The organism is Streptomyces sp. NPDC048353, from assembly GCF_055587165.1.
In genome coordinates this window covers 1,130,977-1,155,254 of the sequence record NZ_JBVJGU010000002.1, presented here as the reverse complement: position 1 = coordinate 1,155,254, position 24,278 = coordinate 1,130,977, and the positions used below count along the sequence as shown (strand labels likewise).

Below are 24,278 nucleotides of genomic sequence, written 5' to 3'. Positions count from 1 at the left end.
AAGGGATACGGGGGGGCCGCAACACGACTGCCATACGCCGTTCACGGTCCCGGGGGGGGGGGGGGGGGGGGGGGGGGGGGGCGGGGGGGGGGGGGCCCCCCCCCCCCCGGCGGCTCGTCAGCGCAGCAGCACCCCGGCCCCCTCCGCCACGGCGTCGGCCGGCCAGACCACCAGGCCGGGCTCGGCCGGCGAGGCGAGACGGGCGTGGGCCGGCAGGACCCGGACCGTGCAGCCGAAGGGCCCGGTGCGGTCCAGGACCAGGGAGCCCTCGTAGATCCGCCGGCCGTCGAGGTCGGAGCCCCCGCCGGCCGGCTTCAGGGCGCAGACGCGGGGGTCGGCGAGGGTGTCGTCGGGGGTGACGCGCCCGGTGACCGCCTGCACCTCCACGTCCTCCGGCCGCAGCTCCCCGAGCGACACGGCGACCCGTACCGCGAGCGTCGCGCCCAGCTCGGCGTCGCCGAGGTCCTCGCCGAGTTCGCCGACCTCCACGTGGTGGACGGCGACCTTCGGCCATGCGGTCCGGACCCGGGACTTCCAGTCGGCCAGTTCCCGCGCCGCGTCCGGGTCGAGCTCGCGGCGCGCCGCCGCGGCGGGGGCGTACAGCCGCTCCACGTACTCCCGGACCATCCGGTCGGCGAGCACCTTGGGCCCGAGGTCGCCGAGGGTCCGGCGGACCATCGCGGTCCAGCGGGCGGGGACGCCGTCCTCCCCCCGGTCGTAGAAGCGGGGGGCGACCCGGCGCTCGACGAGTTCGTAGAGCGCGGCCGCCTCCAGGTCGTCCCGGCGCTCCTGGTCGGCGGCGGCCGCCCCGTCCGCGGTCGGGATGGCCCAGCCGAAGTCCGGCTCGAACCACTCGTCCCACCAGCCGTCGAGGACCGAGAGGTTGAGGCAGCCGTTGAGCGCGGCCTTCATCCCGCTGGTGCCGCACGCCTCCAGCGGCCGCAGCGGGTTGTTCAACCAGACGTCGCAGCCGGGGTACAGCTTGCGCGCCATGGCCATGCCGTAGTCGGGCAGGAACACGATCCGGTGCCGGACCCGGGGGTCGTCGGCGAACCGCACCAGCTCCTGCACGAGCCGCTTCCCGCCGTCGTCGGCCGGGTGGGCCTTGCCGGCCACCACGAGCTGGACGGGCCGCTCGGGGTGGAGCAGCAGCGCCCGCAGCCGGTCCGGGTCGCGGAGCATCAGGGTGAGGCGCTTGTACGACGGGACCCGGCGGGCGAAGCCGATGGTGAGGACGTCGGGGTCGAGGACGGAGTCGGTCCAGCCGAGTTCGGCGGCCGCGGCGCCACGCTGCCGCCAGGAGGCCCGCAGCCGCTCCCGTACCTCGGTGACGAGCTGTTCGCGCAGGGTGCGGCGCAGCTCCCACAGCGCGCGGTCGTCGGCGTCCGGGCCGAGCCGGCCGACCTCGGGGGCGGTCCAGGTCGGCGCGTGGACGCCGTTGGTGATGGAGCCGATGGGCACCTCGCCGGAGTCGAAGCCCGGCCACAGTCCGGCGAACATCTGGCGGCTGACTCCCCCGTGCAGGGTGGAGACGCCGTTGGCGCGCTGGGCCAGGCGCAGCCCCATGGCGGCCATGTTGAAGAGTCCGGGCTCGCCGCCGAGCGGGGTCTCGTCGCCGAGGGCGAGGATCCGTCCGACGTCGACGCCGGGCAGCTCGCCGTCGTCACCGAGGTGGCGGGCGACGAGACCGCGGTCGAATCGGTCGATGCCCGCGGGGACGGGCGTGTGGGTGGTGAAGACGGTCCCGGCGCGGACGGTCTCCAGGGCCGCGTCGAAGCCGATGCCGTCGCCGGCCAGTTCGCGGATGCGTTCGAGGCCGAGGAAGCCGGCGTGGCCCTCGTTGGTGTGGAAGACCTCGGGCGCCGGGGTGCCGGTGAGCCGGCAGTACGTACGGACGGCCCGGACGCCGCCGATGCCGAGGAGCATCTCCTGGAGGAGCCGGTGCTCGCTGCCGCCGCCGTAGAGGCGGTCGGTGACATTGCGTTCGCCGGGCGCGTTCTCCTCGACGTCGCTGTCGAGCATCAGCAGGGGGACGCGGCCGACCTGCGCGGTCCAGATGTGGGCGTGCAGGCTGCGGCCGCCGGGCAGGGCGAGGGTGACCTTGGCGGGGGCGCCGTCGGTGTCGCGGAGCAGGCAGAGCGGCAGCTCGCCGGGGTCGAGGACGGGGTAGTGCTCCAGCTGCCAGCCCTCGCGGGAGAGGGACTGGCGGAAGTAGCCGTGGCGGTAGAGGAGTCCGACGCCGATCAGCGGGACGCCGAGGTCGCTGGCGGCCTTGAGGTGGTCGCCGGCGAGGATGCCGAGGCCGCCGGAGTACTGGGGCAGGGCGGCGGTGACGCCGAACTCGGGGGAGAAGTACGCGATCGCGGCGGGCAGCCCGCCGTGGTGTTCCTGGTGTTCCTGATACCAGCGGGGGGCGTGCAGATAGTGGTCGAGGTCCTCGGCGGCGGCGTGCAGCCGGTCCAGGAACTCCTGGTCGGCGGCGAGGGCCGCGAGGCGGGCGGCGGAGACGGAGCCGAGCAGCCGGACGGGGTCGCCGTCGTCGGTGCGGCGGTCCCCGGCGGGGACGGTGGCCACGGAGTCGAAGAGTTCACGGGTCGGCTCGTGCCAGGACCAGCGCAGGTTCCGCGCCAGGTCGGTGAGCGGTCGAAGGGTGTCGGGGAGGACGGGGCGCACGGTGAATCGACGGATTGCCTTCACGTGTTCCACCTTCGCAGGGGAGAGCGGAGCGGAGCGGACGCACCACGCTGTGCGTCCGCTGTGCGTCCCCTCGAAGGTAGGCCACTGCCTCCGTCCGGACCACGGCGCGCGGGGGTGGTGCCGTGGCCCGGACGGGGCGTCAGAGCGGCGCGCCCACCCGTACGGGGGGTGGGGCGGGGGCACCCGGACGGCGTGTGCCGTAGGGGGACCCCTGGTTGACGGCGGTCGGGTCGAAGGCTCCGGTGGCGGCGTAGCGGGCGGCGATGGCGGCCAGTTCGTGGGCGGGGATCACCTCGTGGATGTCGGTGAAGCCGTGCGGCGCCCGCTGGTGGGCCAGGTTGATGACGACCTCGGGGCCGAGCCGGCGATTGGCCTGCTGCAGGGCCGTCATGGCGGGCCGGCGCTCCTCCTCGTAGGCGGCGAGGGCGACCGCCGGGTCACGGTGGCGGGCCAGCGCGTGGGCGAGGGCGCGGGCGTCGACGACGGACTGGGTGGCGCCGTTGGAGCCGATCGGGTACATCGCGTGGGCGGCGTCGCCCACGAGGGTGGTGCGGCCGTGGGTCCAGCGCTCCAGGGGCTCGCGGTCGACCATGGGGTACGCGTGCGCGGCGTCGGCGGCCCGCAGGATGCCGGGCACGCTGACGCCGTCGAACTCCCACCCCTCGAAGTGGTGCAGGAACGTTTCTACAGCGACGGCGCGGTTCCAGTCGCCCCGGTACTCCGCGCGCCGCTCCTCCCCCGCCGTGTCGTCGGCGGGGCGGGCGAGGGCCCAGTTGACCAGGACGGTGCCGTCCGGGTCCGAGGGCTCGGTCAGGGGGTAGACGACGGCCTTCTGGCGGTCGTCCCCGGCGATGAACATGGAGTCGCCGACGGCCCGGGCGGGCATCCGGGAGACCCCCCGCCACACCGTCATCCCGTTCCAGGGCGGGGCGCCCTCGCCCGGGTTGAGCGCGGCCCGGACGGCCGAGCGGATGCCGTCGGCGCCGATCAGGACGTCCGGTTCGAGGGAGGCCCGGCCCCGGGTGGTGCCGTCGCGGTGCTCCAGCTGGATGCGCGGGCGGCCGTCGGGCAGCGTCTCCGCGTGGGTGACGCGGACCCCCCTGATCAGGGCGGCGGGGCCGAGCCGTTCGCGTACCGCCTCGGCCAGGACCCGCTGGAGGTGGGCGCGGTGGACGGAGAGCTGGGGCCAGCGGTAGCCGGCGCCGAGCCCGCGCGGCTCGCGGGAGATCAGGCCGCCCGAGCGGTGGTAGTAGCGCAGTTCGCGGGTGCGTACGGCGCCGGCCTCCAGGCGGTCGAGCAGGCCGAGCGCGTCGAGCTCGCGGACGGCGTTGGGCATCAGGTTGAGCCCGGCGCCGACCGGACGGCCGGTCCTGGCCGCCTCCACGACGGTGACGCGCTGGAATCCGGCGGCGTGCAGGGCGAGGGCGGTGGTGAGGCCCGCGATGCCGCCGCCGGCGACGACCACGTGCAGCAGTCCGCAGCCGGGCAGGTCGCACTCGTCGGACAGGACGTCCGACAGGGCGTCCGGCAGCGCGCCCGAGGAAGGTGTGTCGGTGTTCATCGGTCTCTCCTCACGCCGCCGACGTGCGGGCGCCCGCGACCGGCCGGGGGCTGCCCGTCGCCTGGCGCACCATGGTCTCGTTGTCCCGGGTCAGGTCGAGGATCGAGCGCAGCAGGACGATCGGGGCGCCGCCGCTGCCCTCGTCGTACAGCCGCAGGTCGTCGCGGTAGGCCTTGCGGGCGATCCCGATGTGGCGGGCGCGGAAGGTCTTGAGGATCTTCAGGACGCGGGCGAGGGCCTGCGCGGACGCCTCCAGCTGCGGGGGCAGCCGCTCGACGTTCTCCCAGCTGACGGCGGCGGACAGCTTGCTGACGGCGGAGACGCCGCCGATGTGCCGGGTATGGAAGTCCCGCCAGGACGGCAGGCTGTACTGCACGGAGTCGTCGAGGAAGGCGTCATAGTCGGGGTGGGAGCGGTCGCACTGCCAGAGCGTCAGGTCGACCAGCCAGAGCGGGACCTGGGCGGCGGCGGGGCCGAGGTAGTCGCGCCCGGCGACCTCGACCTCCTCGAAGTAGGGGCGCAGGGTGAGCGCGAAGAACTCCGGGGTGACGTGGGCGACGGTGAAGTCGATGGAGTCGACCATCGACTGGACGTGGTGGGCGAGGCGGTCGAGGGCGACCGCGAAGCCGGGGTCGTACGGTTCCAGCCGGGCGAGGCGCGCGCAGGTGTCGAGCGCGGCCACCAGACCGGGGAAGGTCATCCGGACGGCCTCCTGGAGGTGTCCCTCCATGGGGTGCCCGGTGTACATCCGCTGGCGTGGGCCGAGCGGGTTCCAGGTGGTGTAGTGGTGCACGGTGTCCCGGGGCACCATGTCGGTGCGCCGGCCCAGGAGTTCGAGGATGGGCAGCACCTCGGGGACGGCGGCGACCGGCTGGACGCCGTGGCGTTTCAGCGAGCCGAGCAGGATGCCCAGGTCGCGCATGGCGGCCAGGGCGGCCTCCACGTTCCACTCGGCCGCCCGGTCCGGGTCGGGGACGAGGGTGCGCAGGGACACGACGAGCGCGGCGACGTCGGCGTCGGCGTTCATCGCGGGCAGCGCGGCGAGCAGGGCGTCGGCGCCGAGTGGATCGGCGGCGCGTATGTCGGAGATGCGGTAACGCGGATCGCCGCGTTCGTCGAGACCGGGCGCGACAAGGTCGTACAGGGTCAACGGAATGCCCCTCTTCGTGGTTTCGGTGTGCCTCGGGGGCGGTCGGTGCGGCTGCCGACGGTCGATGGTGCCCGGCTCCCCCCTGGACATCGTCCGAGGGTCCCCCGTGGTCGGGGAGCCGAGCGCGTATCTCCCTGTCGGCAGACGCGCCCCTCCGGCGGGTCGCCGAGATCAGGTGTGGTCACCCACGTGGTCACCGTGGGTCGGCTCGGCCGCCCGGTCCCGGCGCGGTGGCGCCGGGGCGGGGGCGGGGAGGCGCAGGCGTACCGAGAGCGTCGCGGCGACGGCGGCGAAGGCCGCGCCGACGAGGAGCGCGGCTCTGAAACCGGTGGTCTGGGCCGCTGCGGTGGCAGCGTCGGTACGGGTGGTGGCGATGGCCACCAGAACGGCAAGACCGAGCACCGACCCGAACTGCTGGGCGGTGTTGACGAGTCCGGATGCCAGGCCGGTCTCCTCGGGGGCTGCCTCGGCCGTGGCGGCCACATTGGTGGTGACCATGACCAGCGGCAGGGCGACGCCCAGCACCAGGCTGGGCGCGAGGACGGTGGTGAGGAAGGTGCCGTCGGCGGTGAGCGCGAGCGCCAGCCACAGGGTGCCGGCGCAGAGCAGCACGAAGCCGAGGGTCATGGTCCGGGTCAGCCCGATCCGCAGGATGAGCCGGCCGGTCCGCGGGGCGACCGCGACGACGACCAGCGAGAGCGGCAGCAGCCCCAGGCCGCCGCCGAGCGGGGAGTGGCCGATGACGCTCTGCAGATAGAGGCTGACCAGGAAGAACATCGGGAAGAGCGTCATCTGGGCGAGGGCGCCGAGGATGTTGGCGAGCCGGAGCGCCGGACGGGCGAGCACGGCGGGCGGCACGAGGGGAGCGGCGGCCCGGGTCTCGATCACCGCGAACGCGGCGAGGAGGGCCAGCCCCGCGCCGCCGGCGCCGAGGGTACGGGGGGAGAGCCAGCCGGACTCGCCGCCTCCGACGAGGGCGTACGCGACGAGCCCGAGCCCGCCGGTGGCGGCGAAGGCTCCGGCGAGGTCGAAGTCCCGGGCGGCCCGGCGCCCGCCCGGTGCGAGGACGCGCGGGGCGAGGGCGGCCAGGGCGGCGGCGACCAGGACGTTGAGCCAGAACGTGGAGCGCCAGCCGAGGAGGTCGGTGAGGACGCCGCCGACCACGGTGCCGAGGACGCCGCCGAGGCCGCCCATGGCGGCGAAGGCGCCGAGCGCCTTGTGGCGGGCGGGGCCGTCCGGGAACAGGCCGAGGAGGAGCGCGAACGCGGCGGCCGCGGCGACGGCGGCGCCGACGCCCTGGGCGGCGCGGGCGGCGACGAGGGTGGACGCGCCCGGGGCGAGCGCGCCGGCGGCCGAGGCGGCGGCCAGCACGCCGAGACCGGCGAGGAAGAGCCGGCGGTGGCCGAGGAGGTCGGCGGCGCGGCCGCCGAGCAGCAGCAGACCGCCGAAGGTGATCAGGTAGGCGTTGGCCACCCAGGAGAGGCCGGCCGAGCCCGACCCGAGGTCCTCGCCGATCGAGGGGAGGGCGACGTTGACGACCGCGGTGTCCAGGATGAGCAGCAGCTGCGTGGACGCGAGCAGCGCGAGGGCGCCGCGCGGGGAAGGAGAGGCACTCACCGCCGGACCTCCCGGCGCCGGACCGCCCGACCTGCCGACGGCGACGACGGCCGGGCCCGGGAGCCCCCGGTGTCGCCGTGCGTCTCCCGACCTGCCGACGGCGACGAGGGCCGGGCCCCGAATCCTCCGGTGTCGCCGTGCGTCTCCCGACCTGCCAACGGGGACGACGGCCGGGCCCCGAATCCTCCGGTGTCGCCGTGGGTCGCTCGGTGCGGGGTCACCGGCCGGTCCCGGGCGTCGTCCCCGTCGCCGGCCCGGCGGCCGGCCCCGGCGCGCCCGCCGCCGGCCCCGTCGTCGTCCCGAGGTCGTACCCGTCCAGGCAGGCCTGTGCCAGGCCCACGCAGTCGTCGGCGCCGCCCGCCCAGGTCTGCATCGTCAGATAGACGTGCGGGGCTCCCTGGTAGAAGCGCTCGTACTGCTCGTGGCGGCCGGCGAACTCCGAACCGAGGGCGTCCCAGGCGAGCTTCAGGAGCTTGAGCCGGTCCTCGGCCGGGTGGCCGGGGGCGCGGAAGTATTGGCGTACGAGCGGGCCCAGCTCCGGGTGGAGCAGGTCCCGTCCGCTCGCCGGGGTCTGGACGAGCGCCCCGCCGGCGAGCAGCTTGATGTCCTGGACGGCCCTCGGGTACAGCTCTCCGGCCATGATCCGCTGGGCGAAGGAGATCTCCTGGCCCGGGCGCACCCCGCCCCGGCCCCCGTCGACCGGCTCCCACGACGCCTCCGCGGCGAGGACGAACGCCTTGGCCTGCGCGACCATGCCGAGGAGCCGTCCGATGGCCTGGGTGACCGGCGGCAGCGCGTCCGTGCCGTTGGACCGGGCGATGAGGATCGCGAGGCCGGTGAGGAACTCCAGCTTGGTCCAGAACCGGGTCGCCGACTGGTGGGTGAAGTTCAGATAGGCCGGGGTCTGCCACCACATCGCGGCGGTCGCGTCCACGTCCCGGTAGGTCAGCACCCGCTCCCAGGGGACGAACACGTCGTCGCAGACGAGCAGCGCGTCGTTCTCGTCGTACCGCGAGGAGAGCGGATGGTCGAAGACGGACCGGGCCCGCCCCTCGTACGAGGTCCGCGATATGAGCTTCAGGCCGGGGGTGTCCACGGGGACGGAGAAGGTGAGCGCCCGCTCGATGTCCTCCCGCGCCAGCGGCTCGATCGTCCCGACGAGGATCTCGTCGGCGAAGACGGCCCCGGTGCCGATGGTCTTGGCGCCGCGGACCACGATCCCGTCGGCGCGGTCCTGGACGACCCGGACCGTCAGGTCGTCCTCGCCGCGCCCGGAGGCCGGGTTGGTGATGGTGAAGGCGGAGTACAGCCCGCCCTCGGCGAGCCGGCGGTGGTAGGCCAGGGCGTTGTCGGCGCCGTCGAAGCACTCGGTGTCGAAGACGTGCGGGGCGGCGGCGAACCCGGCCGCGCCGGAGGCCATGTAGTCGGGGGTGCGGCCGAGGAAGCCGTAACTGGCCTCCGCCCAAGCCTTGTACGCCCGGCGGCGGGCGACCAGGTCCTCGTACGACCGGGGCACGGCGTAGGCGCGGTGCACCCCGCCCTGGACCAGGACGGGGGTCTGCGGGGAGTCGTGGGCGAGGTCGTAGAGCCCGGCGAAGGAGGCCGCGGTGGCCCGGAAGGCGGGGTGAGCGGTGACGTCCTTGATCCGCTCTCCGTCGAGCCAGATCTCGCGCCCGTCGCGCAGCGCCTCCAGATAATCCTGCCCGGACCTCGTCACCGCTTATCGCCTCTCCTCGTCTGTCATGGCTCTGCCGCCTTGAGCCTCCATGGCTCGGGGGGCGAGGGCAATGAACGTCCGTCCAGCGGTCCTTAAGAACCGGCCAGTCGTCTTCCGGTCATGCGGCTTTTGCCCGGATCATGGACGCGGTCCACCCGGGGCCGCGTCCCGCGCGGGCCGCCGGAGGGGTTCGCGCCAGGTCAGGGCGCCTGCGGTCAGGCCGCGTTGTCGACGCCGGAGCGGTACTCCCCCGGCGTCATGCCGAACCATTTCCGGAAGGCGAGGTGGAAGCCGACGGCGCTCTGGTAGCCGACCCGGGGCGGGACCGCGGACTGCGGGATCGAGGTCTCCGTGAGGAGCCGGGCCGCCTCCTGCATCCGCCGGCCCGTGAGGTGGCGGGCGGGCGCCTCGCCGACCAGTTCGCGGAAGGCGGCGGTGAACGCGGAGCGGGACATGCCGACCTCGCGGGCGAGGGACTCGATGGTCCAGGGTTCGGCGAACCGGGTGGCGATCATGACCAGGGCCCGGCTGATGCCGGGGTGGCGGAGCACCGGCAGCGCGTCCGGGTTGTCGGTCAGCTCGCGCAGCAGCGGGCGCAGGGCGAGCACGAGGGCCATCTCGAAGGCGCGCAGGGTGATCAGCCGGTCCCCCGGGCCGAGGGGCCGGGCGGGGTCGGCGAGCAGCCGGAGCGTGTCGCGGAGCAGCGGTTCCCGTTCGACCTGTGTGCCGTCGAGGACCAGCGCCCAGGGCAGCGAGGTGTAGAGGCCGGTGGCGGCGCTGGCGTCGTAGTGGAGCCCGGCGCACAGCAGCCGGCTCTCGGTGCCGGTGCCGTCGATGACGATCTCGCCGGAGGTGCCGGGCTGGCGCTCGGGCAGGACCGCCTTGAGCGGCAGGCCCTGCCGGTCGGGGCGGTCGGAGAGCCGGTGGGCGGTGCCGGTGGGGAAGACGATGAGATCGCCGGCGCGCAGCTCCAGGGGGGTCTGGCCCTCGCCGGTGATCCAGCAGCCGCCCTCGACGAGGTAGTGCAGCACGGCACAGCTCTGCTCCGCGTCGCCCTCGATGGCCCAGGGCGCGCGGACGTGCCAGCGGCTGTCGAAGACGCCGGTGAGCCGGAGCGGTTTCAGCAGTTCGCTCAGGAGATCGTCGCGCTGGTCGTCGCGCTCCTCCCCATGCCGGTCGTGACAGTCGGTTCCCACGGTGTCCATGGACGATCCTTCAACTTCCGCCCCGGTTTGTTAATTGAACGGCCGAAGCCGCCGCCGCCAGCCTGAGAGAGCCGTCACGGCAGCAGTCACAGCCTATCGAAGGGCCTCAACGACACATGTCCAGTCAGATTCCGATGCGGGTGGCGGTCGTGGGAGCGACCGGCTTCCAGGGGGGCGCGGTGGCGCGCCTGCTGGCCGAGCGGCACCACCGGGTCCGTACGCTCACGCGCCGTCCGGAGGGCGATCGCCCGCCCCTGCCGGGCGCCTCCTATGTCGCGGGCGACCTGGCGAGCGCCGCGGACGTGCGGCGGCTGTTCGAGGGCATGACCCATGCCTCGGTGGTGATGCCGCTGGTGTACGAGCCGGAGCGGGTCCGGCTGTACGCGCGGAACATCGCGCTCGCCGCCCTGGAGGCCGGGATCGTCCGCCTGGTCTACAACGCGAACACCCGCGTGCCGCAGGGCCCGACCTCGGTGGCCGCGTTCGAGACCCGGCGGATCGCCGAGGCGGTCTTCCGGGACTGCGGCGTCCCGCTGGTGGTCGTCAGACCGCCGGTCTACCTGGACAACCTCTTCTCGCCGTGGAACGGTCCGGCGCTGGTCAACGACGGTGTCCTGGCCTATCCGCTGCCCGAGCACACCCCGGCGGCCTGGATCTCGCACCGGGACCTGGCGGAGGCGGTGCTCGCGGCGCTGACCGGGGAGGGCCTGGACGGACGTACGTTCGACATCGGCGGGGCCCGGTCGATGACGGGAGCCGAGCTGGCGGCGGCGTTCGGCCGGGGCCTGGGGCGGGCGGTGCACTATCTGCCGCTGCCGCCCGAGGCCTTCGAGCGCGGGCTCGCGCAGCTGCTCGGGCCGAAGGCGGCGGCCGGGGTCGCGGGGATCTACCACTACATGGCGACGGGAGCCGATCCGCTGCTCCTCGCGGCCGACGACGGGGTCGCCGCCGAGGTGCTCCGGGTGAACCCGGCGCCGGTGGAGGAGTGGGTGACGCGTCAGCCGTGGCAGGTGTGGTCCACGGACGCGGAGGAGCCCTCGGCGTCGCCCCAGGGCTGACCCGATCGGCCCTGTGCGGGCTTTTTCTCCCGGCCGGCCCCGTCCTCGCAGGACGGGGCCGGTTTCTTGTGGCCGGGGAGTGCTTGTCCCCGCGGCTACGTCCGAGTAGTTAACAAAGCGCCGGATTGCCCGCCCGGAAACCGAGGAAGGCTCCTCCGGTACACCCCGTAGACCCGCCATCCGAGTGAACGCGGACAGGAGCGGCCATGCCCGCAACCCGCCAGCCGTCGACGGAGCTACAAAGAGCGCACCACCACCCGCACCCCCGCAAACCCTCAGGTGATGCTGTGAATCCGCTCATGGGACGTATTCCCGTACTGGACGTCCGCCCGCTGGTCGACTGTGGCCGCCGGCCCGCGAAGGCGGTGGCCGGGGAGACCTTCGAGGTCACGGCGACCGTCTTCCGCGAAGGCCACGACGCGGTCGCCGCCAATGTCGTGCTGCGCGGTCCGTCCGGCCGCCCCGGGCCGTGGACCCCGATGCGCGAACTCGCACCCGGCACGGACCGCTGGGGCGCCGAGGTCACCCCGGACGCCGAGGGCCTGTGGACCTACACGGTCGAGGCCTGGAGCGACCCGGTGGCCACCTGGCGCCACCACGCCACGATCAAGATCCCGGCCGGGATGGACACGGAGCTGGTGCTCGCCGAGGGCGCCGAGCTGCACGAGCGCGCCGCGAAGGGGGTGCCGAAGAAGGGCGGGGGACGCGAGGCCGTCCTCGCGGCCGTGGACGCGCTGCGCGACGAGTCCCGTTCGGCGTCCGCGCGGCTCGCGGCAGCGCTGGCGCCGCAGGTGACCGAGGCCCTGGACCGCCATCCGCTGCGCGAACTGGTCAGCGCCTCCCCCGCGTTGCCGCTCCAGGTGGAGCGGGAGCGGGCGCTGTACGGCTCGTGGTACGAGTTCTTCCCGCGTTCGGAGGGCGTGCGGAAGGTCCGCGGCCGGACCGTCCCGGGGACGTTCCGTACGGCGGCGGACCGGCTGCCGGCGATCGCGGCGATGGGCTTCGACGTCGTCTACCTCCCGCCCATCCACCCCATCGGCACCACCCACCGCAAGGGCCCCAACAACTCGCTTTCGGCGAGCCCGGGCGACGTGGGCGTGCCGTGGGCGATCGGCTCGCCGGAGGGCGGCCACGACGCGGTCCACCCGGATCTGGGGACGATCGAGGACTTCGACGCCTTCGTGACCCGGGCCCGGGAGCTGCGTCTGGAGATCGCGCTGGACTTCGCCCTGCAGTGCTCCCCCGACCACCCGTGGGTGGAGAAGCACCCGGAGTGGTTCCACCACCGGCCGGACGGTTCGATCGCGTACGCCGAGAACCCGCCGAAGAAGTACCAGGACATCTATCCGATCGCCTTCGACCGGGACATGGACGGCATCGTCGCGGAGACGGTGCGGGTGCTGCGGCACTGGATGGACCACGGGGTGCGGATCTTCCGCGTCGACAACCCGCACACCAAGCCGGTCGTCTTCTGGGAGCGGGTGATCGGCGAGATCAACCGGGCCGACCCGGACGTGATCTTCCTGGCGGAGGCGTTCACCCGGCCCGCGATGATGCGCACGCTGGGCGCTGTCGGCTTCCAGCAGTCGTACACGTACTTCACCTGGCGCAACACCAAGCAGGAGCTGACGGAGTACCTCACCGAGCTGTCCGGCGACGTGGCCGCCTCCATGCGGCCGAACTTCTTCGTCAACACCCCCGACATCCTGCACGCCTACCTCCAGACGGGGGGCCGGCCGGCCTTCGAGGTGCGCGCGGTGCTCGCGGCGACCCTGTCGCCCTCCTGGGGCATGTACGCCGGGTACGAGCTGTGCGAGGGCACCGCCCTGCGCGACGGCAGCGAGGAGTACCTCGACTCGGAGAAGTACCAACTCCGGCCGCGCGACTGGGAGTCGGCGGAGCGCGCGGGAGCGTCGATCGCTCCGCTGATCACCACGCTCAACCGGATCAGGCGCCGCCACCCGGCTCTGCGCCGCCTGCGGAACCTCACCTTCCACACGACGGACAACGACCGGGTGATCGCCTACAGCAAGCGGTCGGGTTCGAACACCGTTCTGGTGGTCGCCAACCTCGACCCGCACCACACCCAGGAGGCCACGGTCTCGTTGAACATGCCGGAACTCGGCCTCGACTGGCACGAGACCGTACCGGTGCGCGACGAGCTCACCGGCGAGACCTATCACTGGGGCAGAGCCAACTATGTGCGCCTCGAGCCGGGCGTCAGGCCCGCGCACGTCCTCGCTCTGCGACCGTCCCCGTCGATCGGAGGGTCACCCACCTCATGACTGTCAACGAACCCGTCCCCGACACCTTCGAGGACACGCCCGCAAAGGACCGTGACCCGGACTGGTTCAAAAGGGCCGTCTTCTACGAAGTGCTCGTGCGGTCCTTCCAGGACAGCAACGGCGACGGCGTAGGCGACCTCAAGGGCATCACCAGCAGGCTGGACTATCTGCAGTGGCTGGGCGTCGACTGCCTCTGGCTGCCGCCGTTCTTCAAGTCGCCGCTGCGGGACGGCGGCTACGACGTCGCCGACTACACCTCCGTGCTCCCGGAGTTCGGCGACCTCGCGGACTTCGTGGAGTTCGTGGACGCGGCGCACCAGCGCGGGATGCGGGTGATCATCGACTTCGTCATGAACCACACGAGCGACCAGCACCCGTGGTTCCAGGAGTCCCGCACCGATCCCGACGGGCCGTACGGCGACTACTACGTCTGGGCCGACGACGACAAGCAGTACCCGGACGCCCGGATCATCTTCGTCGACACCGAGACGTCCAACTGGACCTTCGACCCGGTCCGCAAGCAGTACTACTGGCATCGGTTCTTCTCGCACCAGCCGGACCTCAACTACGAGAACCCGGCGGTCCAGGAGGAGATCCTCTCCGCGCTGAAGTTCTGGCTCGACCTGGGCATCGACGGCTTCCGCCTCGACGCCGTGCCGTACCTGTACCAGCAGGAGGGCACGAACTGCGAGAACCTCCCCGCGACGCACACCTTCCTGAAGCGGGTCCGCAAGGAGATCGACGACCACTACCCCGACACGGTGCTGCTCGCCGAGGCGAACCAGTGGCCGGAGGACGTGGTCGACTACTTCGGCGACTTCCCCTCGGGCGGCGACGAGTGCCACATGGCGTTCCACTTCCCGGTGATGCCGCGGATCTTCATGGCGGTACGGCGCGAGTCGCGCACCCCGGTGTCGGAGATCCTGGCCAAGACCCCGGCGATCCCGGACGGCTGCCAGTGGGGCATCTTCCTGCGCAACCACGACGAGCTGACGCTCGAGATGGTCACCGACGAAGAGCGCGACTACATGTACGCGGAGTACGCCAAGGATCCCCGGATGCGGGCCAACATCGGCATCCGGCGGCGGCTCGCCCCGCTCCTCGAGAACGACCGCAACCAGATGGAGCTGTTCACCGCCCTGCTCTTCTCGCTGCCCGGTTCGCCGGTGCTGTACTACGGCGACGAGATCGGGATGGGCGACAACATCTGGCTCGGCGACCGGGACGGGGTCCGCACCCCGATGCAGTGGACGCCCGACCGGAACGCGGGATTCTCCTCCTGCGACCCCGGCCGGCTGTCACTTCCGGCCATCATGGACCCGGTCTACGGCTATCAGGTCACCAATGTCGAGGCGGGCATGGCCTCCCCGTCCTCGCTGCTCCACTGGACGAAGCGGATGATCGAGATCCGTAAGCAGAACCGGGCGTTCGGACTCGGCTCGTACACCGAACTCCCCTCGTCCAACCCGGCCGTGCTCGCCTTCCTGCGGGAGTCCGCCCCCGAGGAGGGGATGGACGCCGACCTCGTGCTCTGCGTGAACAACTTCTCGCGGTTCGCGCAGCCGACCGAACTGGACCTGCGCCGGTTCGCCGGGATGAGCCCGGTGGAGCTGATCGGCCAGGTGCGGTTCCCGGCGATCGGCCAGTGGCCGTACCTGCTGACCCTCGCGGGGCACGGCTTCTACTGGTTCCGGCTGAAGAAGGCGCGTTCTCCGCGCGATTGACGGAAATCCGGTCAAGTGCCCCGGGTAAAGCGGGTTTCCGCCGCGCCTCCCGGGGCACTGTGACCCACACACCCCTCAGCCCCTCGGGGGGGATTCAGGTCCATACGGGCCTTCTTGTCGGGCCCATACGGATCTTCCCTCCCGACACGTCCCGCACATCCGGACAGCCGAAGCCGCCATCCGGGACACTCTGCGCATTTGAACTCGATTCTGCGCCCCCCGGGGAAAGGACGCGATGCCATGCCGGAGACCGCATCCACCACCCGGGCCCCGGCCGCCCTCCTCCCGTCACTCGCTCCCCTGCTCCATGAATGGCTGCCCCGGCAGCGCTGGTTCGCGGGCAAGGGAAGGCGGGTCACCGGATTCACGCTGGAAGCGGCCACCGAGCTGCTGCCGCTGGACGGCACGGGACCCGGGCTGCTGCATCTGCTGGTACGGGTCGAACAACCGGCCCGCCCGGCGGGTTCACCCGCCGACTGCTACCAACTGCTCCTCGGCGTCAGGTCACAACTGCCGCCGCGCCTCGCCCCCGCCCTGATCGGGCGGATCCGCCAGGGACCCCTGGCCGGGCGGGCCGTCTACGAAGGGCTGCGCGACCCGCGGCTCGCCGGGCTGCTCTACGAACGCCTGCGCACCCCGGGCCGGATCGGGCCGCTCCGGTTCCACCGGACCACCGAGCTGCCCCCCTCGCTCGCCCCCCGCGTCCTCGACGCCGAGCAGTCCAACTCCTCGCTCGTGTACGGCGAAACGTACATCCTGAAGATCTTCCGCCGGGTCAGCCCCGGCACCAATCCGGATCTGGAGCTGCCCCTGGCACTGGCCAGGGAGGGCTGTGCGCGGGTGCCCGCGCCGGTCGCCTGGTTCGAGTCGGGGGCCGGCACCCTCGGCGTACTCCAGCCGTTCCTGCGGGACTCGCGGGACGGCTGGCGGCTCGCGCTCGACGCGCTGGCGCTGGGGCGGGAGTTCACCACCGAGGCGCACGCGCTCGGCCGCGCCACGGCGGAGGTGCACCTGGCACTGGCGACGGCGCTGCCGACCGAGCGGCTGCGGAAGTCCGAGACGGATGACCTGACCGCGGCGATGGACCAGCGCCTGCACGCGGCGGCGCAGGCCGTCCCGGCGCTGCTGCCGTACGTCCCCGGTCTGCGGGCCGTCTTCGCGGCCGCGGGCGACACGGCGGCGGAGGGCCGGCTGCAGCGGATCCACGGCGACCTGCACCTGGGGCAGACCCTCCGGGCCGCGGACGACGGCTGGGCGGTGATCGACTTCGAGGGGGAGCCCGCGAAGCCGCTCGCCGAGCGGTGCCGTCCGCAGCCGGCCGTACGGGACGTGGCGGGCATGCTCCGCTCCTTCGACTACGCGGCCCGGACCCACCGCCCCTGGAACGCCGCGTGGGCGGCCCGCTGCCGCGACGCCTACTGCGCGGGCTACGCCGAGGTCTCCGGCACGGACCCCCGTTCCGACCCGGCGCTGCTGCGCGCCTACGAGACCGACAAGGCCGTCTACGAAGTCGTCTACGAGGCCCGCCACCGCCCGGACTGGCTCCCGGTCCCGATGGCGGCGATCCACCGCCTGGCGGGAGCGGAGTGACGGCCCGGCCCGCTCCGTGCCCCGGGGGCCCACCGGCCCCCGGGCCGGGGCGGACACGGACGGCGGCCTTCCGGGCGCGGTCGTCCCCCGACGCGCCGCACCATGAGGACAGGCGTCCGACCGGGCCGCGCACCCCGGCGGCCATGCCCGCGCGCCCGCTACCCGTTCGGCCGAGTGTCCTGCGCGGGACGGGCCGCGTTGCGGTTGCGTGGGCGTCGCCGTCCCCCCGTGGCCCCCGCACGTCCCCGCTCCCCTCCCCTTCCGACTCGCCCCAGGAGGCAACCCCGTGACCGCCCGATCCGCACGCAAGACGGCCCGCACCACGACCGACGAAGTGCCCTCGGCGAAGACCACCACCAAGGTCGCGCCGAAGGTCACGCCGCCGGCCGCGGCCAAGACGCCGGCGCCCCGCGCGGAGGCCGGAGGAGACCGCGGCGTGCGCAAGGCGCCGCCGCTCGGCGCGGAGGACCGGGCCCGGCTGCTCGCCGGGGAGCACCACGACCCGCACGCCCTGCTCGGCGCCCACCCCGTGCGCGGCGGCGTGGCGATCCGGGTGCTGCGCCCGTACGCCCGTGAGGTCACGGTGGTCGCCAAGGGGAAGCGGGTCGCGCTGCACGACGACGGCGACGGGCTCTTCTCGGGGCTGCTGCCGCTGCTGCGCAAAATCCCGGAGTACGAGCTGCGGGTGCGGTACGACGGCGACGAGCTGGTCGTGCAGGATCCCTACCGCTTCCTGCCGTCCCTCGGGGACCTCGATCTGCACCTGATCGGCGAGGGACGGCACGAGGAGCTGTGGAAGGCGCTCGGCGCCCGCCCCCTGACCCACCAGGGCGTGTCCGGGACCCGGTTCACGGTCTGGGCGCCGAACGCGCGCGGGGTGCGGGTCACCGGCGACTTCACCCACTGGGACGGGACGGCGCTGCCGATGCGCTCCCTCGGCGCGACCGGTGTCTGGGAGCTGTTCGTGCCCGGCGTCGGCGAGGGCGCGGTGTACAAGTTCGACATCGCCCGGCCCGACGGCTCCCACACCCTGCGGGCCGACCCGATGGCCCGCCGCACCGAGTGCCCGCCGAACACCGCCTCCGTCGTGACGGACTCGCACCACACCTGGGACGACGCGGAGTGGATGGCGAGCCGCGGCGCCCGGCCGCACCACGAGGCGCCCTTCTCGGTCTACGAACTGCACCTGCCGTCCTGGCGTCCCGGGCTCACCTACCGGCAGCTGGCCGAGCAGCTCCCCGCGTACGTCCGCGACCTCGGCTTCACGCACGTGGAGTTCATGGCCGTCGCCGAGCACCCCTTCAGCGGCTCGTGGGGCTACCAGGTCACCGGCTTCTACGCCCCGACGGCCCGGATGGGCACCCCCGACGACTTCAAGTACCTCGTGGAGTCCCTGCACCGGGCCGGGATCGGCGTCCTGATGGACTGGGTCCCGGCGCACTTCCCGCGCGACGACTGGGCGCTCGCGGAGTTCGACGGCCGGCCGCTGTACGAGCACGAGGACCCGCGGCGCTCGGCGCACCCGGACTGGGGGACGCTGGAGTTCGACTACGGCCGCAAGGAGGTGCGGAACTTCCTGGTGGCCAACGCGGTGTACTGGTGCGAGGAGTACCACATCGACGGCCTGCGGGTGGACGCGGTGGCCTCGATGCTCTACCTCGACTACTCCCGTGAGCACGGCGAGTGGCTGCCGAACGAGTTCGGCGGGCGGGAGAACCTGGACGCGGTCGCCTTCCTCCAGGAGATGAACGCGACGGTGTACCGGCGGTGCCCGGGGGTCATCACCCTCGCCGAGGAGTCCACCGCCTGGGACGGCGTGACCCGGGCGACGGACCAGGTCGGCCCCGGCGGCTTCGGCGGTCTGGGCTTCGGCATGAAGTGGAACATGGGCTGGATGCACGACTCGCTCGGCTACGTGTCGAAGGAGCCGGTGCACCGCAAGTACCACCACAACGAGATGACCTTCTCGATGGTGTACGCGTACAGCGAGAACTACATCCTGCCGATCTCGCACGACGAGGTGGTGCACGGCAAGCAGGCGCTGGTCTCCAAGATGCCCGGCGACTGGTGGCAGCAGCGCGCCAACCACCGTGCCTACCTCGGCTTCATGTGGTCCCACCCGGGCAAGCAACTCCTGTTCATGGGGCAGGAGTTCGCCCAGGGCGCGGAGTGGTCGGCGGAGCACGGGCCGGACTGGTGGCTGCTCGACCCGTCGTACGGCGCGGAGGCGGACCACCGTGGCGTGCGGGACCTGGTGCGCGATCTGAACACGGTGTACGGCCGGACGCCGGCGCTGTGGGAGCGGGACACCTCCCCGGAGGGCTTCCAGTGGGTGGTGGGGGACGCGGCCGAGGACAACGTCTTCGCCTTCCTCCGCTACGACGCCGAGGGCTCGCCGCTGCTGGCGGTCTGCAACTTCTCGCCGGTGGTACGGCAGGACTTCCGGCTCGGTGTCCCCGAGTCGGTGGCGGCCTGGTCGGAGGTGCTCAACACGGACGCGACGCGGTACGGCGGCAGCGGCGTGGAGTGCACCGACCCGGTGAAGACCGAGTCGGTGCCGTCCCACGGCCGTCCGGCGAGCGTGCGGATGACGCTGCCGCCGCTGGCGACGGTGTGGCTGCGTCCGGCGTGACGGTTCACTCCGCCCGGATCACGCCCAGTCGCTGAGTGGCCCGGGTCAGCGCCACGTACAGGTCGTTGGTGCCGTGCGTGGCGCCGGCCCGGATGGCGTCCGGGTCGACGACGAGGACCGTGTCGAACTCCAGACCCTTGGCCTGCCGGGGGTCGAGCAGGACCACGGGCCGGGTCAGGTCGGGGGCCGGGCCGTGCGAGGCCTCGGGGAGCGCGTCCGTGAGCGCCGGGTGCAGCTCCGGCGGGGCGATCACCGCGAGGCGGCCCTCGGTGCGCAGCTCGGCGGCGACCGCGTCGGCGGTCTCCTTCACCGGGTCGGACACCGTCCGCTCCCAGGGTTCGACGCCCGTGGAGCGGACCGAGCGGGGCGGTTCGAAGCCGGGGTCGGCCTCGCGCCGGACCTCGGCGGCGACCGCCATGATCTCCGCGGGGGTGCGGTAGTTGACCCCCAGCCGGACGAGGTCCCAGCGGTCCTCGACGTAGGGCGCGAGGATCCTCTCCCACGAGCCGACGCCGGCCGCGTCGCCGGTCTGCGCCGGGTCGCCGACCAGGGTCATGGAGCGGGTGGGGGTGCGGCGCATCAGCAGCCGCCAGGTCATGGCGGACAGTTCCTGCGCCTCGTCGACGATGATGTGGCCGAAGGTCCAGGTGCGGTCGGCGGCGGCGCGCTCGGCGGCGCTGCGGTGGTCGGCCTCCTCGTGGCGTTCGGCGAACCGCTCGGCGTCGATGATGTCGTGCGCGGAGAGGACCTCGGAGGCGTCCTTGTCCTGCTCCTCCTTGTCCTCGAACTCGTAGGTGCGCGAGGCGAACGAGACGTCGAGGACGCCCTGGGCGTACTGGATCTGCTTCTGCCGTTCGGCCTCCTCGGCGGCGCGGGCGGCCGCGTCGTCGTGGCCCAGGAGTTCGGCGGCCTCGTCGAGCAGGGGCACGTCGCCCGCGGTCCACGGTCCGCCGTCGCGGCGGATGGCGTCGGCGTCTGCGTCGGACAGGTGCGTGGGCTCGGCGAGGTAGTCGGCGAGGAAGCCTTCCGGGGTGAGCGGCGGCCAGAGGGTGTCGATGGCGGCATGGACCTCGGGGTTGGCGGCGACGCCCTTGGCGAGCAGGGCGAGGTCGTCGGCGCCAAGGAAGTTGGGGCCGCCGTAGGGGTCGGCGCCGATGTGGTCGGCGAGCTGCGCGGCGAGCGCGTCGAGGAGGTGGAAGACGAAGTACGGCCGGGCGAGGTTGTGGGGCAGGCGGGTCTCGCGGGCCTTGTGGCGGGCTTCGAGGGCCATGTCCCAGTCGATGGCCAGGTCTCCGTCGTCGTGCGGCACGACGAGGGGCGTCCCCCGGTCGGGGACCTGCTGACGGTCCCGTACCGCGGCGGCGAGCGCCTCGGCCATGGCGGCGTCGCCCTTGACCGCGGCGGCGCGCGGGGTGTCCGTGCCGGTGGCGCGGACGCCGGGGTAGAGCTCGCCGGGCGTGGCGAGGAGGACGCCGGTCTCGCCGAGCGAGGGCAGGACGTTGCCGATGTAGCCGAGGAAGGCGGGGTTGGGGCCGACGATCAGGACGGCCCGCTTGGCGAGCTGCTCGCGGTGCGCGTAGAGGAGGTACGCGGCGCGGTGCAGGGCGACGGCGGTCTTGCCGGTGCCGGGGCCGCCCTCGACGACGAGGACGCCCCGGTGCGGGGAGCGGATGATGCGGTCCTGCTCGGCCTGGATCGTCTGCACGATGTCGTGCATGCGTCCGGTGCGCGCGGCGTCGAGCGCGGCGAGCAGGACCTCGTCGGCGTCGCGGTTCTCGTGGCCGGTGCGGGTGGCGTCGGCGAGGTCGAGGACCTCGTCGTGCAGAGCGGTCACCCGGCGGCCCTGGGTGGTGATGTGCCGGCGGCGGCTGAGCCCCATCGGGGTGTGGCCGGTGGCGAGGTAGAAGGGGCGGGCGGCCTCGGCGCGCCAGTCGACGACGAGCGGGGTGCGGTGCGGGTCGTCCCGGCGGATGCCGATCCGGCCGATGTGGTGGTCGCGCCCGTCCTGGAAGACGAGCCGGCCGAAACAAAGGCCCCTCTCCCCGGCGTTGAAGGCCGCGAGCAGCCCGGACTGTTCGGCGACCCTCACGTCCCGCTCCAGGCGGCCCTGGCTGCTGCCCACCCCGGGGGTGCGCAGCGCCTGGTCGACGGCGGCCTCGGCCTGGTCCCTCAGGTCGTCGAGTCGCGCGTAGAGCTCCGTGATGAATTGCTGTTCATTCCGCATTTGCTCGGTTGACAATTCGACTCCTGGCGCGATACAGTGCGTTTATTGAACTTCTCCGTGGCCTTATCCGCAGACGATATGCGGACGCCAATGACGGACACGGAATCCATGAATATACGCGAAAGTGAACCCCGACTTCCATTCTAGTCGGGGTCTTTTTGTGCGCCAGGGAGAGAAGCTCAGGCCAGAACGCCCTCCAGCTCCTGGAGGAGCCGGCGCTTCGGGCGGGCCCCCACCATCGACATCAGCGGCGCGCCGTCCCGGAAGACCAGCAGGGTCGGCGTCGCCAGCACGCCGTACCGCAGGGTGGTCTCCGGATTCCGGTCCACGTCCAGCGTGACGATCCGCAGCCGGTCCGCCTCCTCCTCGGCCAGGGCTGCGAGCACCGGCGCCAGCTGACGGCACGGACCGCACCAGTCGGCCGTGAACTGCACCAGGACCGGCGGCCCCGACCCCAGCACCTCCGCGTCGAAGTCCGCGTCCGTGACCGCGTCGACTCCCCGTACGTGCACCATGTCGTCATCCTCCGAGTTCGCAGGTGGGTTCCGGACCGGCGGGCAGCTCCGCCTCGGCCCGCAGCAGCTGGGCGGCGACCTGTGCCCGCGCCGCTCGCAACTGGGCGACGAGCGCGTCCAGCTCGGCGAGCTTGCGCCGGTACACGTCGAGCGAGGCCGGGCACGCGTCGCCCGCCGGATGCCCCGCCCGCAGGCACTCCACGAACGGCCGCGTCTCCTCCAGCTCGAACCCGACGTCCTGCAGGGTCCGGATCTGCCGGAGCAGACGGAGGTCGTCCTCGTCGTAGGTGCGGTAGCCGTTCTCCGTACGCCGGGCGGCCAGGAGGCCACGGGACTCGTAGTACCGCAGAGTCCGCGTGGTCGTCCCGGCCCGCTCGGCCAGCTCGCCGATTCGCATGTCCCCGAACGTAGGCCTTGACGCCCGCGTCAAGGCAAGGGGGCGGGGGCGGCCGGCGTCAGACGCTCGCGGGGACGGGGAGTGCCACGGGACGCCGCCCGGAGGGGCGCCGTCGTCGGCGAGGCGGAGGCGCGCGGAGGGGAGCCGGCCGGGCGTGTTCAGGGGCCGAACGCACCCGACCCATTGACGGGGCCGTTGTCTCCAACTACAAAAGCTGTCTGAGAGCGCTCTCAACCCCCGCACACCCCGCGCACCATCGCCCCGGAGGTGTTCCCTTTGAGCCGCGTCAGACGCACTCCCCTGCTCGCCTCACTCCTCGCCGCCGCCCTCGCCGCGGGGGCCCTGCTCGGCCTCGGCGGGGCCGGCGCCGCCAGTGGCGCCGTGCCCCCGGCGCCGGGCTGGTCGCTCCAGTGGAGCGACGACTTCAACGGCCCCGACCGCGCGCTGCCCAACGGCGCCGACTGGCAGATCGACACCGGTCACGGCTATCCCGGCGGCCCCGGCAACTGGGGCACCGGAGAGATCCAGAACTACACCGCGAGCCCGGACAACCTGCGGCTCGACGGCACCGGCAACCTCCGGATCACCCCGCTCAAGGACGGCGCGGGGAACTGGACCTCCGCCCGCATCGAGACCAAGCGGGCCGACTTCAAGGCGCCCGCCGGCGGCACCCTGCGCATCGAGGGCCGGATCCAGATGCCGAACGTCACCGGGGACGCGGCGCTCGGCTACTGGCCGGCGTTCTGGGCGCTCGGCGCCCCCTACCGGGGCAACTACTGGAACTGGCCGGCCATCGGCGAGTTCGACATCATGGAGAACGTCAACGGCGTCAACTCCGTCTGGGGCGTGCTGCACTGCGGGGTGAACCCGGGCGGCCCGTGCGGCGAGACGACCGGCATCGGGGCCAGCCGGGTCTGCCCCGGCGCGAGCTGCCAGTCCGCGTTCCACACGTACCGCTTCGAGTGGGACCGCTCCGTCACCCCCAACGAGCTGCGCTGGTACGTCGACGACCAGCTCTTCCACAGCGTGAACGAGACCCGGGTGGGCGCCCAGGCATGGGCGGACATGACCAGCCACGCCGGGTACTTCATCCTGCTGAACGTGGCCATGGGCGGGGCGTTCCCGGACGCGCTGGCCGGGAAGACGCCGACGGCCGCGACCGTCCCCGGCCGGCCCATGCTGGTCGACTACGTCGCCGTGTGGACGCGGGGCGGCTCGACCACTCCCCCGCCCACCACCCCGCCGCCGACGACCCCGCCGCCCTCCGGCTCCTCGCAGCTCTACCTGCGGACGGGCGGGGGCGCCGGTGACGCTGCGGCCGCGTCGACGGTCTCCCTGGCCTCGGCGGGCGGCGGCAACCACGACGGGGCCCCGCACAGCCCCCAGGTCTTCACCTCGGGCCCGCTGACCCGGGCGTACAACGGCGGCTCCACCCAGTTCGACCTGTTCGTCGACGCCGGATCGGTGATCGCCAACGGGCAGCAGGTGCGGGTGAGTTACGACCGGACCGGCGACGGCAGCTGGGAGCGGACCGAGACGTACCAGTACTTCGCCACCGATCCCGTGCCGGGCTTCGAGCACTACACCCAGGCGCGGGGCCTGAAGACGGCGACCGGCAGTCACGGGGACCTGGTCGGCGGCCGGGTCAGGGTCGAGGTCTGGAACGCGATCGGGAACGGCCCGAGCACCCTCGGCACCGGCGACCGCTCGGTGGTCCGCATCCCCTTCGGCTGACGCCGGGCGCGGGGCCGCCCGGCGGCCTCCTCTCGGCCCCGCACAGGGGGCGGGGCCGAGAAGGCGGGACCGTGGAGCGGGACCGTACGCGGAGGGACGACCCCGGCCGGGAGGGCGGCCGGGGTCGTCCCGTTCGTGTCCGCGCCCGACCGGGAGAGCGGCCGGGGGCGGC

General features: G+C 73.2%; 15 protein-coding genes. 6 read left to right on the top strand and 9 right to left on the bottom strand.

Annotated features, from left to right (window positions below; genetic code table 11):
* Positions 1 to 117 precede the first annotated feature (117 nt).
* The 6 genes from glgP to ACZ6RC_RS10565 all read right to left on the bottom strand — a co-directional run bounded on the left by glgP (position 118) and on the right by ACZ6RC_RS10565 (position 9,947).
* Positions 118 to 2,697: an alpha-glucan family phosphorylase gene (gene glgP, locus ACZ6RC_RS10590; protein WP_469580725.1), complete on the bottom strand. Its 2,580-nt coding sequence runs from the start codon at positions 2,695 to 2,697 to the stop codon at positions 118 to 120.
* A gap of 139 nt (positions 2,698 to 2,836) precedes the next feature.
* Entirely contained in the window at positions 2,837 to 4,258 is a 1,422-nt protein-coding gene (locus ACZ6RC_RS10585) for an FAD-dependent monooxygenase (RefSeq protein ID WP_391139083.1), read from the bottom strand.
* 10 nt (positions 4,259 to 4,268) lie between these two features.
* A complete protein-coding gene (locus ACZ6RC_RS10580; protein WP_391139085.1) occupies positions 4,269 to 5,408 on the bottom strand; it encodes a monodechloroaminopyrrolnitrin synthase PrnB family protein in 1,140 nt (379 codons plus the stop codon).
* A 171-nt stretch (positions 5,409 to 5,579) separates the two neighbouring features.
* Positions 5,580 to 7,025 carry an MFS transporter gene (locus tag ACZ6RC_RS10575; protein WP_469580722.1) on the bottom strand — a complete coding sequence of 482 codons (1,446 nt, stop codon included), beginning with the start codon at positions 7,023 to 7,025 and terminating at the stop codon, positions 5,580 to 5,582.
* Between the two features lie 217 nt (positions 7,026 to 7,242).
* The gene (locus ACZ6RC_RS10570; RefSeq protein WP_469580719.1) at positions 7,243 to 8,742 is read right to left on the bottom strand and encodes a 4-hydroxyphenylacetate 3-hydroxylase family protein; all 1,500 of its coding nucleotides are present in this window, start codon (positions 8,740 to 8,742) and stop codon (positions 7,243 to 7,245) included.
* Positions 8,743 to 8,957: 215 nt separating this feature from the next.
* On the bottom strand, positions 8,958 to 9,947 hold the full coding sequence (locus tag ACZ6RC_RS10565; protein WP_391139090.1) for an AraC family transcriptional regulator: 990 nt from the start codon (positions 9,945 to 9,947) through the stop codon (positions 8,958 to 8,960).
* A gap of 116 nt (positions 9,948 to 10,063) precedes the next feature.
* On the opposite strand from ACZ6RC_RS10565, the gene ACZ6RC_RS10560 reads away from it, so the two are divergent.
* From ACZ6RC_RS10560 to glgB, 5 genes are all read left to right on the top strand, one after another.
* Positions 10,064 to 11,005, top strand: a complete 942-nt coding sequence (locus ACZ6RC_RS10560; RefSeq protein WP_391139092.1) for an SDR family oxidoreductase — start codon at positions 10,064 to 10,066, stop codon at positions 11,003 to 11,005.
* A gap of 299 nt (positions 11,006 to 11,304) precedes the next feature.
* A complete protein-coding gene (locus ACZ6RC_RS10555) occupies positions 11,305 to 13,290 on the top strand; it encodes an alpha-1,4-glucan--maltose-1-phosphate maltosyltransferase (RefSeq protein WP_453613903.1) in 1,986 nt (661 codons plus the stop codon).
* Positions 13,287 to 15,014 carry a maltose alpha-D-glucosyltransferase gene (gene treS / locus ACZ6RC_RS10550; RefSeq protein ID WP_391139096.1) on the top strand — a complete coding sequence of 576 codons (1,728 nt, stop codon included), beginning with the start codon at positions 13,287 to 13,289 and terminating at the stop codon, positions 15,012 to 15,014. Before ACZ6RC_RS10555 ends, treS begins: the two co-directional genes overlap by 4 nt.
* A gap of 240 nt (positions 15,015 to 15,254) precedes the next feature.
* Positions 15,255 to 16,604, top strand: coding sequence for a maltokinase N-terminal cap-like domain-containing protein (locus ACZ6RC_RS10545; RefSeq protein WP_469580715.1), 1,350 nt, complete (start codon positions 15,255 to 15,257; stop codon positions 16,602 to 16,604).
* Between the two features lie 286 nt (positions 16,605 to 16,890).
* Entirely contained in the window at positions 16,891 to 19,236 is a 2,346-nt protein-coding gene (gene glgB / locus ACZ6RC_RS10540; protein WP_469580712.1) for a 1,4-alpha-glucan branching enzyme, read from the top strand.
* A 4-nt stretch (positions 19,237 to 19,240) separates the two neighbouring features.
* Here the strand turns inward: glgB and ACZ6RC_RS10535 are convergent, their stop codons facing one another.
* The 3 genes from ACZ6RC_RS10535 to ACZ6RC_RS10525 form a co-directional block, all read right to left on the bottom strand.
* Positions 19,241 to 21,460 (bottom strand): HelD family protein, encoded by a 2,220-nt coding sequence (locus tag ACZ6RC_RS10535; RefSeq protein ID WP_469580852.1) that lies wholly within the window; start codon positions 21,458 to 21,460, stop codon positions 19,241 to 19,243.
* A 179-nt stretch (positions 21,461 to 21,639) separates the two neighbouring features.
* The gene (locus ACZ6RC_RS10530; RefSeq protein ID WP_453613892.1) at positions 21,640 to 21,975 is read right to left on the bottom strand and encodes a thioredoxin family protein; all 336 of its coding nucleotides are present in this window, start codon (positions 21,973 to 21,975) and stop codon (positions 21,640 to 21,642) included.
* Between the two features lie 4 nt (positions 21,976 to 21,979).
* Positions 21,980 to 22,372 (bottom strand): MerR family transcriptional regulator, encoded by a 393-nt coding sequence (locus tag ACZ6RC_RS10525; protein WP_453613889.1) that lies wholly within the window; start codon positions 22,370 to 22,372, stop codon positions 21,980 to 21,982.
* Positions 22,373 to 22,648: 276 nt separating this feature from the next.
* On the opposite strand from ACZ6RC_RS10525, the gene ACZ6RC_RS10520 reads away from it, so the two are divergent.
* Positions 22,649 to 24,106: a glycoside hydrolase family 16 protein gene (locus ACZ6RC_RS10520; protein WP_391139105.1), complete on the top strand. Its 1,458-nt coding sequence runs from the start codon at positions 22,649 to 22,651 to the stop codon at positions 24,104 to 24,106.
* Positions 24,107 to 24,278: the final 172 nt, after the last annotated feature.